Raw genomic sequence first — 16,911 nt, forward strand, 5'->3', positions numbered from 1 at the left:
TCAACAGGTTCAGCAGCCTCAACAACTTCCTCAACCACTTCTTCCTCAACAGGTTCAGCAGCCTCAACAACTTCCTCAACCACTTCTTCCTCAACAGGTTCAGCAGCCTCAACAACTTCTTCTACAACTTCTTCTACAGCAATCTCTTCAGTTTCTTCAACAACTTCAACAGGTTCTGCATCAGGAATTGTATTAATTTCTTCTTTTACTTCTTCAACCTTAGGTGAAGATTCTTTATTAGATTTTTTACCAAGTTTAGTAAAATCCAATTTCACTTTGTTACCATATAATTTATTTACAGGTTCATCAGCCATTTTTATCACCACTAAAAGCAATGAAAAATTTTTATAAGTTCGACAGTCTATGTAACATAAACATTTCTTTTTTAAAATATTTAAACCTTATTTAAATTCAACGATTTTATATATAAAGGATTAATTTTTTCACACAAACGCACTTCCCTAAATTTAATATAGTGCGAAATATACATATAATAACTAACTGATTTTAAAAAACCACGGCGATATTATGGATTATTTTGATAGATTAGAAGCTGAAACACATGCATTATACGAAATAGCTAATGAAGCTCGCTCAAAAGGTTTAGATGTAGAAACTAAAACCGAGGTTCCATTAGCAAAGGATTTAGCTGAAAGAGTTGAAGGGCTTGTCGGTCCTGAAGGTGTAGCTAAGCGTATCAAGGAATTGGAAAAAGATTTGACAAGAGAAGAAGTGGCTTTTGAAATAGCTGCAGAAATTGCTTCTGGCAAATTTGAATTGACTGGTGAAAAAGCAGAATATGATGAAGAGCAAAGATGCGACCAGGGATTAAGAACAGCACTTGCTATCTTAACAGAAGGAGTAGTAGCAGCCCCACTGGAAGGAATATCCCAGGTAAGAATTAAAAATAATTTCGATTCAACAAAATATATCGCCGTATATTTCGCAGGACCTATCAGAAGCGCAGGAGGTACTGCTGCTGCACTTGCAGTATTGCTTGGAGACAAAATCAGAAGGGCAATCAATATTGATGAGTTCAAACCAATCGAAGATGAAATCGAACGTTATGTTGAAGAAGTTGAGCTTTACGAATCAGAAGTTACAAATCTTCAGTATTCACCTACTCCTGAAGAGGTTCGTTTTGCGGCAAATCACATTCCTGTTGAAGTTACAGGTGAACAGACTGATGCTGTTGAAGTATCACACAGAGATCTGGAACGTGTAGAAACAAACAACATACGCGGTGGAGCTTTGCTGGCTATGGTTGAAGGAGTTATCCAGAAATCCAAAAAAATCCACAAAATCTCAAATAAATTAGGCTTGAATTGGGAATGGCTTACAGAATACTCAAAACCTAAAAAGGAAGAATCATCGGATTCATCCGATGAAAGCGAAATTGTCCATGAACCTAAATATATTCAGGATATTATTGGAGGAAGACCTGTTTTAGGACATCCTTCCGAAAAGGGAGGATTCAGATTAAGATATGGACGCTCCAGAAATACCGGCCTTGCAACTATGGGAGTTCATCCGGCAACAATGGCATTGCTTGAGTTTTTAGCCGTCGGAACACAGCTTAAAATTGAATATCCGGGTAAGGGAAATTGTGTTGTTCCGGTTGATTCTATTGAAGGTCCGACTGTTAAACTCAAAAATGGTGACGTAGTTATAATCAACAGTGTAAAACAGGCCAGAGAGCTTAAAAAGGATGTTGTTGAAATATTATTCTTAGGAGACATGCTGGTTGCTTTTGGAGAATTTTTAAGAAACAACCAACCATTGTATCCATCAGGATGGTGTGAAGAATGGTGGATTGGGCTTTTAAAGGAAAGCAAAAACTATTCTGAAGATGATGACCTTGATTTAGGCCGTCTGGAATATGACTATCTTCCGGCAAAAGAAGCTTTTGAATTATCCAAAAAATATGATTTACCCCTTCATCCGAAATACACATACTGCTATAATGACGTGACAATTGAAGATTTAAATGCATTATATGATTTGTTAATGGAATGCAAGGATACATATAGTCTCAATGAAGGAATAAAATTAAATTTAACATATGCAAAAAGAACACTTGAAATAATTGGTGTTCCTCATATTGTCCGTGATGATAAAATAATTATTGATGCAGATAACTCTTATGCGCTGCTTGCAACAATAGTCGACAGATTGCCTAAAAGGGATTCCACTATTGAGGCTTTAAATGAGGTTTCAAATATAGAAATCAAAAACAAAGCTCCGGCATACATCGGTACCCGTGTAGGAAGGCCTGAAAAATCAAAAGAAAGACTGATGAAACCTGCACCACACGGTTTATTCCCAATCGGAAACTATGGAGGAGCTCAAAGGCTAGTTGCCAATGCAGCTAAAAAAGGCAAAATTGACGTTGACCTGTCAAGAAGGAAATGTTCAAACCCGGATTGCAGATTAATGACATTTAACTCAATATGCCCTAAATGCGGCTCACCTACTGAAATGGGAAAACCTGAGCATAAAAAGATTAATATCTCATCAATGCTTAAGAAGGCATCAGATAATGTTGGAGTCAGAAAAGTCGACAAGTTCAAAGCAGTTGTAGGTATGATTTCAGAGTCAAAGCTTCCTGAACCATTGGAAAAAGGAATATTAAGATGTAAAAATGAAGTGTTCACATTTAAGGACGGTACAATCCGTCACGATTCCACAGACTTGCCGCTGACACATTTTATCCCTAAAGAAATAGGAGTCAGTGTTGAAAAGCTCCTGGAAATGGGATATGAACATGACTGTTACGGCAAACCTATAGAAAATGAAGACCAGATTATAGAGCTTAAGGTGCAGGATGTCGTGATTTCAAATAACTGTGCAGAATATTTGGTAAATACAGCAAAATTCATTGACGATGAACTTACAAGATTTTATGGAATGGACAGCTTTTACAATGTTAAAACAAAAACAGATCTGATAGGTCATCTGATAGCTGGTCTTGCTCCCCACACATCAGCAGGAGTATTGGGTCGTATTGTAGGATTTACAAAGGCATTAGGATGTTATGCCCACCCATATTTCCATTCTGCAAAACGTAGAAATTGTGACAGTGACGAAGATGCGATAATGCTTCTTTTGGATGCTTTAATTAACTTTTCAAAAACATACTTGCCTAATACCAGAGGAGGAAGTATGGATGCTCCATTGGTTTTATCTTCACGAATTGACCCTGAGGAAATCGATGACGAATCACATAACCTGGACATTTATGAGCGCTTCCCTGTCGAGTTTTATGAAAAGACAAAAGATCCTTTAAAACCTGCTGACGTATTGGATTATATTGATAATGTCGAGATGCATCTGGGAACTCCTGAGCAGTATGAGGGACTGATGTTTTCCCACCATACCTCAAGCATTCATGCGGGACCTACATTATGTCTTTACAAAAGACTGCCGTCAATGAAAGAAAAGGTTGAAGCCCAAATCGAGCTTGCCGAAAAGATTAGAGCTGTTGACCAGAGAGACGTTGTGGAAAGAGTACTGTCTTCCCACTTCCTGCCGGACATTATGGGTAACTCCAGAGCATTTTCCAAACAGAAAGTGAGATGCACAAAATGCAATTCAAAATACAGAAGAATTCCATTGTCCGGAAAATGCAGCAAATGTGGAGGAAATCTGATTCTTTCAGTTTCAAAAGGATCTGTTCAAAAATATCTTGGAATCTCCCAGGACCTTGTTAACAGATACCCTGTATCACCATACCTGAAACAGCGTTTGGAAATTCAGGAATTTGGAATTAATTCATTGTTTGAAAGTGACAAGTCAAAACAAAGTTCTTTAGATGTATTTTTCTAAAGCAAAATACTGTTCAAATGCTCTAGGACAATTCTGATAGTATATTAAGTTAATAATATATTATTGTAAACTAACTGGAAAATTGTTCGTAACAATACGAACAATATATATACAAGGTAAACTAATATTATAATTAAGTGATTAGTAGTAGATAGATTGCTCTATCTCTTATTTTACTAATCGAAATTAAATGGAAAATGGTGTGTTAAATGGAAAAAAGTTCAGAAATTGCAAATAACTTAAATAAATCCGTTAAAATCAATGTAGAAAAAAATAACGGAATTAAAGAAAGATTCAGTTATGAAAAATTATTAAAATCATTAGTAATGGTTGAAACCCCATTCTTTGAATCTGATAAAATTGTAGCTACTGTAGTATCCTCATTATACGATGGAATCACTACAAAAGAAATCAAAAAAATAGTTCACGAATGTTTAGAAGACATCGACGGTGAAATCGCCAACAAATACTTAGCAAGTACCCAATTAAAAGTACGTACTTCAAGAGACACAATCGAAGCATTCGACTTATCCAGAATTGCAAATACATTAATTGAAGAAACCGGTGCTAGCCAAGAAACCGCTTTTGAAATAGCAACCGAAACCTGGAAAGAACTCAAAAAATTAAACGTAGAATACTTAACCGCTCCAATGATCAGGGAAATAGTCAACACCAAATTAGTTGAATACGGACTTGAAGACTTAAGAAGCCGTTACACCCGTTTAGGTATTCCTGTTTACAACATTACCTCTTTAATCGAAAACGGTAACAGAGATAATGCAAACATGATTCACAACCCGGAAAGTATCCACAAACATGTAGCAGACGAAGCATTAAAACAATACGCATTATTAAAAATGCTTCCGGCAAACTTAGCTGATGCACACATGTCCGGAGATATCCACATTCACGATTTAGAATTCTTCGCAGGAAGACCATTAAACTGTATGCAACACGATATCAGAACTTTCATCAAATACGGACTTAAAGTAGACGGTACCGGTGACCACACTTCAATCGCAGGTGCACCAAACCACATGGAAACTTTAATGAACCACACTGGTGAAATCATGCTTGCAGCACAGCAGAACATGTCCGGTGGACAAGGAATGTCTCTCTGGAACGTATTTGTAGCACCATTTGCAAGAGGAAGAAGTTATGATGAAATCAAACAGTCCGTACAAATGCTTGTATACAACCTAAACATGGCTTACGCAGCACGTGGATCACAGGTACCTTTCACAAGTATGGCATTGGAATTCGGAGTTCCTAACTTCCTAAAAGATGAAACCGCATACGGACCAAAAGGCCAGGTAGTTGGAACCTACGCTGATTTCGAAGAAGAAACCAGATTAATCCAAAGAGCATTTACTGAAACTTTACTTGAAGGAGATAACGAAGGAAAACCTCATTTATTCCCAAATACCATTTACACATTACGTGAAGAAACTATGACCAGCGAATATGAAGACGACATTCGTTTAGTACATGAATTATCTGCCAAATATGGTTCATCTTACTTCGTAAACATGTTAGCTGACTACAGAGGAGACATGGCTAACTACATGGGTTGCAGAACCTGTTTACAAGACAACTGGACCGGTGACTGGGATCAAGACTGTTTAAGAACAGGTAACCTCGCATACGTAACCTTAAACCTCCCAAGAATCGGATACCAATCCAAAGATGAAACCCAAGTATTCGAATACTTAGATGAATACATGGACTTAGCTACCGAAACATTAATGCTTAGAAGAGAACAAGGATTAAAATGTTTAAATGACTTCCACATTTTACCATTCTTAAAACAAAAAGTAGCTGAAGATTCCTACTACAGAATCCAAAACTCAACATTATCCTTTGGTTTTGTAGGACTTAACGAAATGTTATTATCCTTATTCGGAGAAGGTATTGAAAACCCTGATGCAAACAAATTCGGTATCAAATGTCTTGAATACATTAACGAAAGAGCAAATCAATTAAAAGAAGAAACTGGACTCAGATGGTCTGTACTTCAAACTCCTGCTGAATCAACAGCTTACAGATTTGCAACACTCGATAAAAAACAATTCGGAGACCAAGCTATCGTTCAGGGAGACGGAAATGCAAACTACTACACCAACTCATCTCACGTGCCAGTAGACACTTCCGCATCATTAATTGAAAAAATCAAAATTGAAGAACAATACCACCCATTAACTCCTGGTGGACACATCTTCCATGCATTCATGGGTGAATCATACTCCGATCCGGATTCATTAATGAGTTTAACCAATAAAATCGCAAGAAAATCAGATATCGGTTTCTGGGCTTACAGCTCAGCACTAAGTTTCTGTTTAAAATGTAAAACTTTAATGAAAGGACTAAACCATGTTTGTCCTACCTGCGGTGAAAGTGAAGATGTAGAATGGTACGACAGAATTACCGGATACGTACAACAAGTAGGTCGTGCAAAATCCGCATCCGGTGGTTGGAACCCAGGTAAACGTCAAGAATTAATTGACAGAAGAAGATTTGAAGATAACTAAACACGTTATCTTCCACACCATTTTTTTAACACCATCAATATCATCACTAAACTTGTTGACATATTCATTAAAAAAATTTAATAATCCTAAGTATTAATACTATTAAATAGGTGTTAACATGAATAAAAAAATAATCTTAGTATTAATAGCCATCATAGCAATTATTCTTGTTGTAGGAGGATTGTCCCTGACAAATGCTTTCAAACAAGAGCCTAAACTTAATATTGTAACTAATGGTACTGTTCATACAAATACTACTTTTTTAGTCAAATCAACTGACTTAAATAATACATCAATTGCAAATGAAAGTATTTCCATTGAAATTCTTGATAACGAATCAAATACTGTTATTGATGAAGAAGTAAAGACCAATGAGTATGGTGAAGCATCTATAGAACTTACCAATGTTTCAGAGGGAAATTATACTGTTAATGTTACTTTTGAAGGAAATGACGAATTTAAAGAATGTACTGTTGAACAAGATTTAGAAATAGTTGAAGATGTAGTCGATACAATATCTTCCGATGATAACAGTACTGATATTGATGATGGTGCATTTTACAGTGAACAAGCTGGAAGAACAATTTATACAGGAGAAGTTCAGTTAGGTCCGGATGGTCACTATTGGAAACACTTAGGTAATAATGAATGGGTAGAAATTGATTAATTACCTTTTCATTTTTTTAATAATTATCCCAATGAAAGTAAAAAACTAAAAGTATATTAATATCTTCAAATATAAATTATACTATTATCATATCACTGATGATAAATTATTTTCACACTCTATGTTACTAGTATTTATGGGCTTTTTTGATACTAGGTAGCTGATAACATAGACTTAATTAATACCCAGTGCATTAATAATATCGAGGTAATAAAATGCAAAGATCAAGAGGATTTAGAAGCAGATCAAGAAAAAAAATGACTAAAGTTGAAAGAAAAGGAAGAACTAACCCTATCACTAACAGATTCCAAAAATTTGAAGAAGGAGATTTAGTTCACATTATTATTAACCCAAGTATTCAAAAAGGTCAGCCACATTCCAGATTCCACGGAAAAACTGGTAAAATCGTAGGTCAAAAAGGTAAAGCATACTTAGTAGCTTTAAAAGAAGGAAACAAAGCAAAAGAATTGATTGTTAGACCTGACCACTTAAAATTACAAAACTGATTTAAATGATTGGTAAAAATATCATAAAAAAAGAGGAAATTCCTGGAGTTGTAGTTAAAGAGACTCTTGAAGAATTCTCTCAAGATTATGAATTAAATTACGAACAGAACGTAACTTTAAACCATCTTGCAAGATTCCCAAGATTTTCAGTTGAAGATACAGAAAAAATCATTGAAGAGCTTGAAAGCAAAATCGGTTTAAGACATAAAGTTGCTGTCCACATCGTAGATTTAATTCCACAAGATTTATCTGATTTAAGATTAATATTTGCAAAAGAACCAACTCAAATCACTAAAGAGGAAATGGAAGAAATTCTTGAAATCTTAAATCAATATTTTGTATCCGAATAGTTTTTTACTATTCCTTTTTTTAACTTTTTTTAAACTAGCTTATTTTAGATATATTTATTACTATTGAATTTTAAATTTAATAATAGATTTTTAAAAATAGTGAAGTGATAATTATGGATAAAAGAAATAATAATAGAAAAAACCCACCTCAAAAAACTGAAGACAATGCAGTTATATTAGATTATCTTAGTTTAGGATATGTGCAGTCTGACATGTCTAAGTTTAAAGGAAAAGCTATTGCTCAAGCTATTGGTACTGATTATTTCACTTTACTAGAATTAGCACCTAAAAAAGGTGTTGATTTAGAAATTCAAGACACAGTTTACATTGGAAAAGGAAAAAGAGATAAAATATATAGAGTTCTTGGAAAATTAGACTTCGAAAACTTAACTGCTACAAGTAGAATAGAGCTAGAATATGCAATTAAAGATATTGTGGCAGCCAGAGAAGAAGAATTCGTAGACTTTTTCAATACTGCAGGTCCTGTTAATACAAGATTGCATAAATTAGAATTGATTCCTGGAATCGGTAAAAAATACATGTGGGAAATCATTGAAGAACGTAAGAAAAAAGAATTTGAAAGCTTTGAAGACATTTCTCAAAGAGTTCCGGCATTATCCGATCCTGTTGGAATGATTGTAAATCGTGTAAAACAGGAACTGGACACGACAACTGTTAAAAAAGGTAAACAAAAATATTATTTATTTACCCCTATTCCTAGAAATAACAGGAATAAAAGATAAAAGTGATAACTTGAATGGTGAAGGTAGCGAATCCCTATCTAAAACAACAAAATCTATTCTGTCAAAATATGGAATACGATTAAATAAAAATCTCGGACAGAATTATCTGATTGATGTGAATAAAAGAAATCAGATAATTAATTTTGCCGATATTTCAAAAGAAGACACTGTTTTGGAAATAGGTTCTGGAATCGGTACACTTACAATAGAGTTAGCCAAAAAAGCTAAAAAAGTAATAGCTATCGAACAGGATTCCAATATTTGTGAGATATTGAATCAGCGTTTGAAAAATGAAAAAATTGATAATGTAGAGCTTATTAATGAAGATGCATTGAAAATTGAATTCCCGAAATTCAATAAGATAGTGTCCAATCTACCTTATCAAATATCATCACCCATTACATTTAAATTCCTAGATTATGATTTTGATTTGGCCGTATTGATGTATCAGAAGGAATTTGCTCAAAGAATGAACGGTGAGGTTGGAAGTAAGAACTATTCAAGACTTGCTGCAATGCTGTATTTTAAATGTGATGTTGATAAATTAACTGATGTCAGCTGTGAAAGCTTTATTCCAAAGCCTAAGGTCGACTCTATGGTTATCAGTTTAACTCCGAAAGAATCCGGTTTGGACAGTGAAGATTTTGAAGCCTATTCCAAATTTACAAAAGCCCTGTTCCAGCATAGAAATAAAAAAATCAGAAATGCATTGATTGATTCAAGACATATTGTAAGCAATCTGGATAAAAAGGAAATGAAAAAAAGATTGAATGCCATAGATAATGAACCACTGCTTGACTATTTGACCAAAAGAGTTATTGTGCTGACTCCTGAAGAAATTCTGCTTATTTCAAAAGAGCTTAACCCGATTTTTAATGATTAATATGGATTTTATAATTAACACTCATGAAAATGTATACATTCCTGCGGAAGACAGTTATCTGCTTGCTGAAAATTTGGAAATTGAAGCTGGAAAAAGCGTTTTAGAAATTGGTACTGGCTCAGGCATTGTTGCAATGTATGCATCCAAGTTAACGGACAAAGTCACTGCTACAGACATTAATTTTGATGCGATTACATTGGCAGAATCGAATTTTAAAGCAAATAATATTGAAAATATTGAATTGCTCTTCGGAAACCTGTTTGAGCCTGTGAAAAATAGAAAGTTTGATGTAATTTTATTCAATACTCCATATCTACCTACCGAAGAAGGTGATGTTATAGACAGCAATTTAAATTATGCATTCGATGGTGGATTAAATGGAAGGAAAGTTATTGATCTTTTTTTAAATGAAGTGAAAAATCATTTAAATGATGGTGGAATTGTGCAGCTGATACAGTCCTCATTTTCAGACAATGATGAGACATTGAATATGCTCGATGAACTTGGCTTCATAGCAGAAATTGCAAAAAAGGAACATTATTTTTTTGAAGATATCGTGCTTATTAATGCTTATTTGATTTAGATAACATGACCTCAAGACCTCCGTTAACTAAAGACCTGAAAAGTGAAGAATTTATTGAATACTATTTTTTAAAAGAGGAACTGAAAGATTTCTGCAGAAATGAAGGCTTGAAAATAAGCGGGAACAAAAATCAATTGGAAGAGCGAATAATACATTATCTGGATACGGGCAAATCTCTTGATAATTCAAAAGCTAGAAAAAATAACCTAGAAAAACCTGAAAATATTACTTTAGACACAGTTTTAGGCGAAAATTTCAGATGCAGTGAAGATAAAAGAGAATTTTTTGAAAAAGAAATCGGAAAAGGATTTAAATTCAAGGTTAAATTCCAAAAATGGCTAAAGGAAAACCCCAACAAAACATACAAGGACGCCATCAATGCTTACTACGAAATTCAAGGCTCAAAAGAAAAAACTAAAATCGGCGAACAATTCCAATATAACAAATACATCAGAGATTTCTTTGAAAACAATGCGAATAAAACATTAGATGATGCGATCAAATGTTGGAATTACAAAAAAAGCCTGAAAGGACACAACAAATACGAAAAATCAGATTTGAAAATATTAAAAAAAATAAGAAAATAAAATTTATCAAAAAGATAAATTTCATTAAATTTCAGCGTCAAAGACTAAAGTTGCAGGTCCTTCCATGAATGCTCCGAGTTCTCCATCTTTTTCATAGACTTCAAACTCTAAGTCACCCCCAGGCAAATGGAGAAGAATTTCATTGTCAAAAAGACCTTGTTTAACACCAGCAAGCGCTGTTGATGTTGCTCCGGTACCGCATGCGAGAGTAACACCTGCACCACGTTCCCATGTAATCATTTTACCTTCATTTTTGCTTATAACTTCAACAAAGTGTACATTGATTTTTTCAGGAAAAACTTCATGAGCTTCAATAGCTGGACCATACTTATTAATGTCAATGGATTCTACATCATCAACGAATATTATAGCATGAGGATTGCCTACACTAACTGCTGTAACGTTAAATGTAGTGTCAAGAACTTCCAGCTCACCGTCAATGAACTCTTCCTTATCGCTGGTCATTGGAATTTCAGGAGTTTTGAAAGTTGATGTGCCCATATCCACTTTGAATAAAACAGGCTCATCATTTTCTAATGTTATTTCTATGGTTTTGATTCCAGCTCTAGTCTCAACAGTCATTTTTTCTTGCTTTAAGATACCTTTTCTGTAAACAAAATCACCGAAGCATCTGATACCATTACCACACATTTCAGCTTCGCTTCCATCAGGATTGAACATTCTGTATCCGATATCAGCGACTTCAGATGGCTCTACGAATAATACTCCGTCACCACCAACACCGAAGTTTCTGTGGCATAGGATTCTGCATGCTTCCGCTTTATCGCTTTCAGGAATTACTTCCCCTTTTGATTCGTCAATTATAGGGAAGTCATTTCCAATTCCGTGCATTTTTGAAAATTTTAATCCTTTTAAATCAACCATGATATCACTTATTTTAAATGATCGGGAATAATCTGTTGAGCGTGTAAATCTTCAAAAGTTTGTCTTTCACGTACAATTTCACAATTACCATCAGTCACTAATACTTCTGATGTTAACGGTCTTGAATTGTAATTTGAAGACATTGTAAATCCATAAGCTCCCGCGTTTAATATTCCTAAGATGTCTCCTTCTTCCACATCAGGCATAGGCCTGTCACGTGCAAATAAATCTCCTGATTCACAAACGTTACCTGCAATGTCTACTTCCTGAGTATTTGGAGCGTCCATTTTGCTTGCATCAACGATATGGTGATATGAATCATACATTGCCGGCCTTAAAAGAGTATGGAAACCTGCATCTACACCGATGAATTTTCTGTAACTTTGTTTTACGCTGTTGACTGTTACTAAAAGCACACTTGCATCTCCGACCAAATATCTTCCAGGCTCAAGATACATTGTTGGTGAGCCCATATCGTATTCATCTAATTTTTCTTTGAACAGTCCGACATTTACCTGCGCAAATTTATCCAAATCAACGATATTTTCATCAGGAGTGTAAGGAATACCTACTCCACCACCGAAATCAACGAATTCGAAGTCAATTCCAACATCCTCATGGACTTTACCTGCAATATCCATTGTGGATTCGATAGCCAATTTGAACGGTTCCGGGTCTAAAATACCTGAACCGATGTGGGAATGCATACCGATAGGATTGAAACCTAAGTCTTTTGCCTGCTGATAAACTTCACTGGCTTCAGAGTCCATTATACCGAATTTACTCATGACCCCACCAGTGATACAGTGATCGTGATGTCCTGCACCAACCATAGGATTTACTCTGAATGAAATTTTAACTCCTTCAGGATCGATGATTTTAGCTAATCTGGTAAGTGCTGAAACTGAATCAATGTTTAAAACTGCTCCTTCATCATAAACAAATTTTAACTCTTCATTGGTAATGTTGTTTCCAGTGAAAAGAATTCTGCTGCCGTCAAAGCCTACTTTTTTAGCAGTGTAGACTTCACCTGGAGAAACTGCATCAATGCAGCATCCTTCACTTTCCAATATTTTCATTACAGCAAGGTTTGTATTAGCTTTACATGCATAAAATACTTTGAAATCAGGATAATATTTAGAAAATGCACTATAAAATCTGTTATAATTATCTCTAATTCTGTTTTCATCAATAACATATGTTGGAGTTCCAAATTCTTCTGCAATATCTACTGCATCAGCCCCTCCAATATCTAAATGGTTTTTCTCATTGACTTTAATATTTAAATCCATAATATAACTCCTAAAAAAGTTTCATTATAAATATAGTTATGTATTAAATATTATTTAAAAGTAGTGAAGGAAGTCATTTTGCCAACAAATGAAAATCTTATTATATTTATAAATTAAAATAAATATAAAGGTGAAAGAATGGAAAAACCCTACGGACTGACAATGCGAGGAATAGTGAAAAATAGTGAAGGCGAAATTTTAATATTGAGAAGACATCCAAAATCAAAAACCAATCCCCACAAATGGGAACTGCCTGGAGGAAAAATAGAAAAATGCGAATATTTTGATGATGCACTGGTTCGTGAAATCAAAGAAGAAACTAATTTGGATGTGAAAGTTGGAGACTTTGGAGAAGCCGTACAGGACGATTATCCCCACAAAAGGACTGTTCAGTTAATCATGTATGCAAATGACATTTCCGGTGAAGTTAAAATTAGTGATGAGCATGATGACTGGAAGTGGGCTAGCGTTGAAGAAATTAGATTAATGGACATTACTTCTTCACTTGAAAAAATAATTGAAAAAAAGAATTTTGATATTTAAAAAAATAAAAGAAAAAAGAAGCATGAACTTCTTTAATCTATTACAGTAATTCTATTAGAGATATAACATTCATTATAGCTAGATGTTATTATATATTCTCCAGGCATTAATCTTATATTTAACTTAGCAATGCCTTCACTGTCTGTTGAACGATTGTAGAATATACCATTGATATTAAACATTACATCAGTATTTGTTAAAGGATTCCCCTCATCATCAAGTAATTTTGCTTTAAATTGATCAGGTGTTCCATATTTTTTTGTTAAATCATCAGCCAATAAAATTGGTTTTACTTTTATATTGTTGGATACTTTGCATCCCCCATATTCTACAGTGATTATGTAGTCCCCAGGTCTTAAATTAATATTGAGTTTAGCATGCCCCGTCTCATTTGTTGTACGATTGTAAAATACACCATTAATATTAAATATTACTGTTTCGTTTGCTTTTACATGCATTCCATTATCATCTAATATTTTTACAACATACTGTGAGTTGTTACGGAAGTATTTTTCTAAATCTTTATTTTCAACAATTTTTGGTAAAACTACAATTTTATTTACTTTTGGTTCACAGGTGACAGTATTTATTACCGTCAAAATATAAGAACCTGGATTTAAATTAATATTTAATTTTGCACAACCGTTGGAATCAGTTGTGCGGTTGTAGCGAACCCCATTAATATAAAAAGTAACTGTTGTATTTACTAATGTTTCATTATTTAAATCAAAAAATGTTGCATAATACTGTGTATCATTTTTATATATTTTAGTAATGTCATTCCCAATAACAGTCGGCATATCCTTTTTATCAATAATACTAATCACAGATTTTACGGGATTGCCTATGTAAACATCTGAAGAACCGTTTGTAGTATGATGTCTTATTACCTTTAAATTATTAAGTGTAACATTACTTGATTGAATGTCAAATATATGCCTATTACTCAAATAATCGATGTAAAATCCATTTCCATTAATCGTGATGTTTTTATTAATCACAATAGTCTTATTATTAAAATCACCAACATAGTTCTTTTTTAAAGTAACCGTATCATTTGCTTCATTAATTAAATTCTGTAAGTCAGTTAAATCACCTGTTGAATCGACGGTTTGAATATTTTCTGAAGTATTGTCCGCTGCACTAACCGCAGAAATAGATAGAATAATAACTATGCAAAAAAATAACAGATATTTGTATTTCATTAAAAACCTCCATAATTAAATTATTTAATATATTATTTAAAAATAAGTGGGTGTCCACCAAAATTAGTTTTTGGCAGACTCTTCATTAAAAAAATAAAATTTCACTTTTTACAGATATTTATTTATCTTCCATATTATCAACTGCCACATAGATATTACCTGATTCATCAGAATAAGAATCATATGCTCCAGAATTATAGAGTTCTATTTGTTCAGAAGATAATCTATCCATAGAATAATATTTTTTCATTCCAATTATTTTTGGAGGAGAAGGAAGATCATTTTCTGAGAAATTATTTAAACTTGGATTGAAAACATCTGGTTCACCAGGTTTGCCCCAGTAAGTAGTATCCCTATCGCCACCATACATATACAAATCGCCATTATCATCAACATAAACAATTCCCACATCACTATCTGTAAATGGAATAGAAGAATCCCTATATATTGCAGCGACTCCGTTAATGATTTTATAAGGAGTTATTGAACTAGATAAATCTTTAGAAATACTTAAGCTATCTGAACTACTTGAACCATCCGTTGTTGTATTTTTTTCTAAATCCGTGACAGTAGTTTTTTCACTGCCATTATTATCTTGTACATCTTGAGTACTTGAAAAAACCACATCATTTGATATGGCATATATTCCCGCAGTGAATAACAATATTACTATCGCAATAGATAAAACATAGATTTTTTTCATATTATCACCTCTTAAATTAATCATACCAATTAATAAATATAATTGAATATGAATTCATTGTTGGATAAGTAATAGAATTATAATTACCAAACAATTTTGTATTTGTTGCATCAGCGACTATCCATTCATTATCAATACATACTCGAGCCCAAAGATGATTAATATAATTAGGATTGTTTATACCATGAACATATTGAACAGCTAGACCACTAGCTCTAGCTAATGAAACAAAAGCATGCGTATGATTAACACAATCTCCATCATTTACTAAAATTGCTTTTAAATCACCATATCTTGCATTTACATATCCCTTGTCTTTTCTAAAATTATAAACATAGTTGTATATAGCAATAGCTTTTTCCAAATCACCCGTGCAAGAAGAAGTTATTGCTGAACTCAATGTCTGTATATAACTCTGAGAATAATCACATTGGGAATTGTTGTCAATTCTATAAATAGTTAAATCAGATTCTGTATTTACATCATTTAATGTGGAATTACTTGTATGAATCAAGTGATATAATGAAGAGCAATGATATGATGATGTTCCAGCATAATTAACAACAATAGAATAAGTACCTTTACTTAAGGTAATTCTTAAACTAGCAATACCATTAGAATCAGTAGTTTTATCATAATCAACACCATTTATAGATATTTTAACCTGTTGATTGGATAAAACTGTGCCTGCAGCTGTTGTTAATTTAACATAATAATAATTATTCCTCTGAACAAAAGTTGATAATGAATTTAATTTAGTATTAGTATTAATAACATCAGTATTAACTACAAGATTTAATGATTTTTGAGTCAATGATAAATAACCATTTTGTGTGATAAATTCATATGTTATTTGATAAGTGTATGGATTTAAATTAATATTTAGCTGAGCAACTCCTGTAGAATTAGTTGTTCTATTATATTGAACACCATGAATATTGAAAGTTACATCCTTATTAGCAATTGGAACTCCAGTATCATCAGTTAATTTAATACAAAATGGAGTATGTTGTTGAACATAATAAGTAATAGGAGTTAATACCACATTTTTTTGATATACTGTTATATTTTTAGTAATGGATTTTGCTGAGTATTGGCTATTACCGCTGAAAGTAACCTGTACTGGATATTCAGTTGAAGATGCCTGCAAATTAATATTAATTGAACAAAGACCATATGAATCCGTATAACGTGTGTAACCAACACCATTTATTAAAAAATAAAATGGAGTGTTTGAAGGTAATTGAATTAATGAATTATTATTCAATGTTTCTAAATGAACAGTTAACTTTGAAGATTGATGAATTTTTTGACTATTGAATACGATTTTAAAATTAGAATTTGAATTAACAGATCTATTTAAATCTAATGGAGTATCATCATAAACATAAACTTCTTTTTCAAACATTTCATTAGTAAAATTCTCTGGATTTAATTCATTAGTATTTGGAACATCCATTTCATCAGTTCCTTTATAAATAACCTTTTCACCATAAATCTGTACAATATCAACATCCTCATCATTCGTATAATCAAATGAATCATCAGCTGTTATTGCAGAAATATTTAAAAATAAACCCAAAATTATAAGAATAATAAAAACATTTTTAA

16 protein-coding genes are annotated in these 16,911 nt (G+C 33.2%); 10 read left to right on the forward strand and 6 right to left on the reverse strand.

The features are described from left to right. Nucleotides 1-314 (reverse strand): hypothetical protein (locus IJQ68_RS02795; RefSeq protein ID WP_292796648.1); only part of this gene is annotated, 314 nt, incomplete at its 3' end. Nucleotides 315-528: 214 nt separating this feature from the next. Between IJQ68_RS02795 and polC the strand changes: the two genes are divergently transcribed. The 9 genes from polC (at nucleotide 529) to IJQ68_RS02840 (ending at nucleotide 10,672) form a co-directional block, all read left to right on the forward strand. Then, a complete protein-coding gene (gene polC, locus IJQ68_RS02800; protein WP_292796651.1) occupies nucleotides 529-3,825 on the forward strand; it encodes a DNA polymerase II large subunit in 3,297 nt (1,098 codons plus the stop codon). 209 nt (nucleotides 3,826-4,034) lie between these two features. Further along, nucleotides 4,035-6,353, forward strand: a complete 2,319-nt coding sequence (gene nrdD, locus IJQ68_RS02805; protein WP_292796654.1) for an anaerobic ribonucleoside-triphosphate reductase — start codon at nucleotides 4,035-4,037, stop codon at nucleotides 6,351-6,353. 118 nt (nucleotides 6,354-6,471) lie between these two features. Continuing rightward, nucleotides 6,472-7,020: a hypothetical protein gene (locus tag IJQ68_RS02810; protein WP_292796658.1), complete on the forward strand. Its 549-nt coding sequence runs from the start codon at nucleotides 6,472-6,474 to the stop codon at nucleotides 7,018-7,020. A 215-nt stretch (nucleotides 7,021-7,235) separates the two neighbouring features. Next, entirely contained in the window at nucleotides 7,236-7,526 is a 291-nt protein-coding gene (locus IJQ68_RS02815) for a 50S ribosomal protein L21e (RefSeq protein WP_292796661.1), read from the forward strand. A 5-nt stretch (nucleotides 7,527-7,531) separates the two neighbouring features. After that, complete coding sequence (locus IJQ68_RS02820) at nucleotides 7,532-7,876, forward strand: RNA polymerase Rpb4 family protein (protein ID WP_292796663.1); 345 nt, start codon at nucleotides 7,532-7,534, stop codon at nucleotides 7,874-7,876. Nucleotides 7,877-7,989: 113 nt separating this feature from the next. Next, nucleotides 7,990-8,619: a DUF655 domain-containing protein gene (locus IJQ68_RS02825; RefSeq protein ID WP_292796666.1), complete on the forward strand. Its 630-nt coding sequence runs from the start codon at nucleotides 7,990-7,992 to the stop codon at nucleotides 8,617-8,619. Nucleotides 8,620-8,629: 10 nt separating this feature from the next. Next, nucleotides 8,630-9,502 (forward strand): 16S rRNA (adenine(1518)-N(6)/adenine(1519)-N(6))-dimethyltransferase RsmA, encoded by an 873-nt coding sequence (gene rsmA, locus IJQ68_RS02830; protein WP_292796669.1) that lies wholly within the window; start codon nucleotides 8,630-8,632, stop codon nucleotides 9,500-9,502. A 1-nt stretch (nucleotide 9,503) separates the two neighbouring features. Then, nucleotides 9,504-10,085, forward strand: a complete 582-nt coding sequence (locus tag IJQ68_RS02835; protein WP_292796672.1) for a HemK2/MTQ2 family protein methyltransferase — start codon at nucleotides 9,504-9,506, stop codon at nucleotides 10,083-10,085. A 5-nt stretch (nucleotides 10,086-10,090) separates the two neighbouring features. Then, the gene (locus tag IJQ68_RS02840) at nucleotides 10,091-10,672 is read left to right on the forward strand and encodes a DUF6434 domain-containing protein (RefSeq protein WP_292796675.1); all 582 of its coding nucleotides are present in this window, start codon (nucleotides 10,091-10,093) and stop codon (nucleotides 10,670-10,672) included. Between the two features lie 24 nt (nucleotides 10,673-10,696). On the opposite strand, the gene dapF is transcribed toward IJQ68_RS02840, so the two are convergent. Beyond that, complete coding sequence (dapF, locus tag IJQ68_RS02845; RefSeq protein WP_292796677.1) at nucleotides 10,697-11,557, reverse strand: diaminopimelate epimerase; 861 nt, start codon at nucleotides 11,555-11,557, stop codon at nucleotides 10,697-10,699. A gap of 8 nt (nucleotides 11,558-11,565) precedes the next feature. Then, the gene (gene lysA / locus IJQ68_RS02850) at nucleotides 11,566-12,849 is read right to left on the reverse strand and encodes a diaminopimelate decarboxylase (protein WP_292796680.1); all 1,284 of its coding nucleotides are present in this window, start codon (nucleotides 12,847-12,849) and stop codon (nucleotides 11,566-11,568) included. Between the two features lie 138 nt (nucleotides 12,850-12,987). Here lysA and IJQ68_RS02855 point away from each other — a divergent pair, with 138 nt between their 5' ends. Then, complete coding sequence (locus IJQ68_RS02855) at nucleotides 12,988-13,392, forward strand: NUDIX domain-containing protein (protein ID WP_292796683.1); 405 nt, start codon at nucleotides 12,988-12,990, stop codon at nucleotides 13,390-13,392. 32 nt (nucleotides 13,393-13,424) lie between these two features. Here IJQ68_RS02855 and IJQ68_RS02860 read toward each other — a convergent pair whose 3' ends face one another. From IJQ68_RS02860 to IJQ68_RS02870, 3 genes are all read right to left on the reverse strand, one after another. Further along, a complete protein-coding gene (locus tag IJQ68_RS02860; protein ID WP_292796685.1) occupies nucleotides 13,425-14,597 on the reverse strand; it encodes a hypothetical protein in 1,173 nt (390 codons plus the stop codon). 118 nt (nucleotides 14,598-14,715) lie between these two features. After that, nucleotides 14,716-15,300, reverse strand: coding sequence for a hypothetical protein (locus IJQ68_RS02865; protein ID WP_292796688.1), 585 nt, complete (start codon nucleotides 15,298-15,300; stop codon nucleotides 14,716-14,718). 16 nt (nucleotides 15,301-15,316) lie between these two features. Next, nucleotides 15,317-16,882, reverse strand: coding sequence for a transglutaminase domain-containing protein (locus tag IJQ68_RS02870; protein ID WP_292796692.1), 1,566 nt, complete (start codon nucleotides 16,880-16,882; stop codon nucleotides 15,317-15,319). Nucleotides 16,883-16,911 lie beyond the last annotated feature (29 nt).

Origin of the sequence: Methanobrevibacter sp. (assembly GCF_017447225.1) — an archaeon.
Classification (GTDB): domain Archaea; phylum Methanobacteriota; class Methanobacteria; order Methanobacteriales; family Methanobacteriaceae; genus Methanocatella.

Coding starts and splice junctions, on each gene's coding strand:
- IJQ68_RS02865 (WP_292796688.1), bottom strand. CDS start 15,300: ATGAAAAAAATCTATGTTTTATCTATTGCGATAGTAATATTGTTATTC.
- polC (WP_292796651.1), top strand. CDS start 529: ATGGATTATTTTGATAGATTAGAAGCTGAAACACATGCATTATACGAA.
- dapF (WP_292796677.1), bottom strand. CDS start 11,557: ATGGTTGATTTAAAAGGATTAAAATTTTCAAAAATGCACGGAATTGGA.
- IJQ68_RS02820 (WP_292796663.1), top strand. CDS start 7,532: ATGATTGGTAAAAATATCATAAAAAAAGAGGAAATTCCTGGAGTTGTA.
- lysA (WP_292796680.1), bottom strand. CDS start 12,849: ATGGATTTAAATATTAAAGTCAATGAGAAAAACCATTTAGATATTGGA.
- IJQ68_RS02810 (WP_292796658.1), top strand. CDS start 6,472: ATGAATAAAAAAATAATCTTAGTATTAATAGCCATCATAGCAATTATT.
- nrdD (WP_292796654.1), top strand. CDS start 4,035: ATGGAAAAAAGTTCAGAAATTGCAAATAACTTAAATAAATCCGTTAAA.
- IJQ68_RS02815 (WP_292796661.1), top strand. CDS start 7,236: ATGCAAAGATCAAGAGGATTTAGAAGCAGATCAAGAAAAAAAATGACT.
- IJQ68_RS02835 (WP_292796672.1), top strand. CDS start 9,504: ATGGATTTTATAATTAACACTCATGAAAATGTATACATTCCTGCGGAA.
- IJQ68_RS02825 (WP_292796666.1), top strand. CDS start 7,990: ATGGATAAAAGAAATAATAATAGAAAAAACCCACCTCAAAAAACTGAA.
- IJQ68_RS02860 (WP_292796685.1), bottom strand. CDS start 14,597: ATGAAATACAAATATCTGTTATTTTTTTGCATAGTTATTATTCTATCT.
- IJQ68_RS02855 (WP_292796683.1), top strand. CDS start 12,988: ATGGAAAAACCCTACGGACTGACAATGCGAGGAATAGTGAAAAATAGT.
- IJQ68_RS02840 (WP_292796675.1), top strand. CDS start 10,091: ATGACCTCAAGACCTCCGTTAACTAAAGACCTGAAAAGTGAAGAATTT.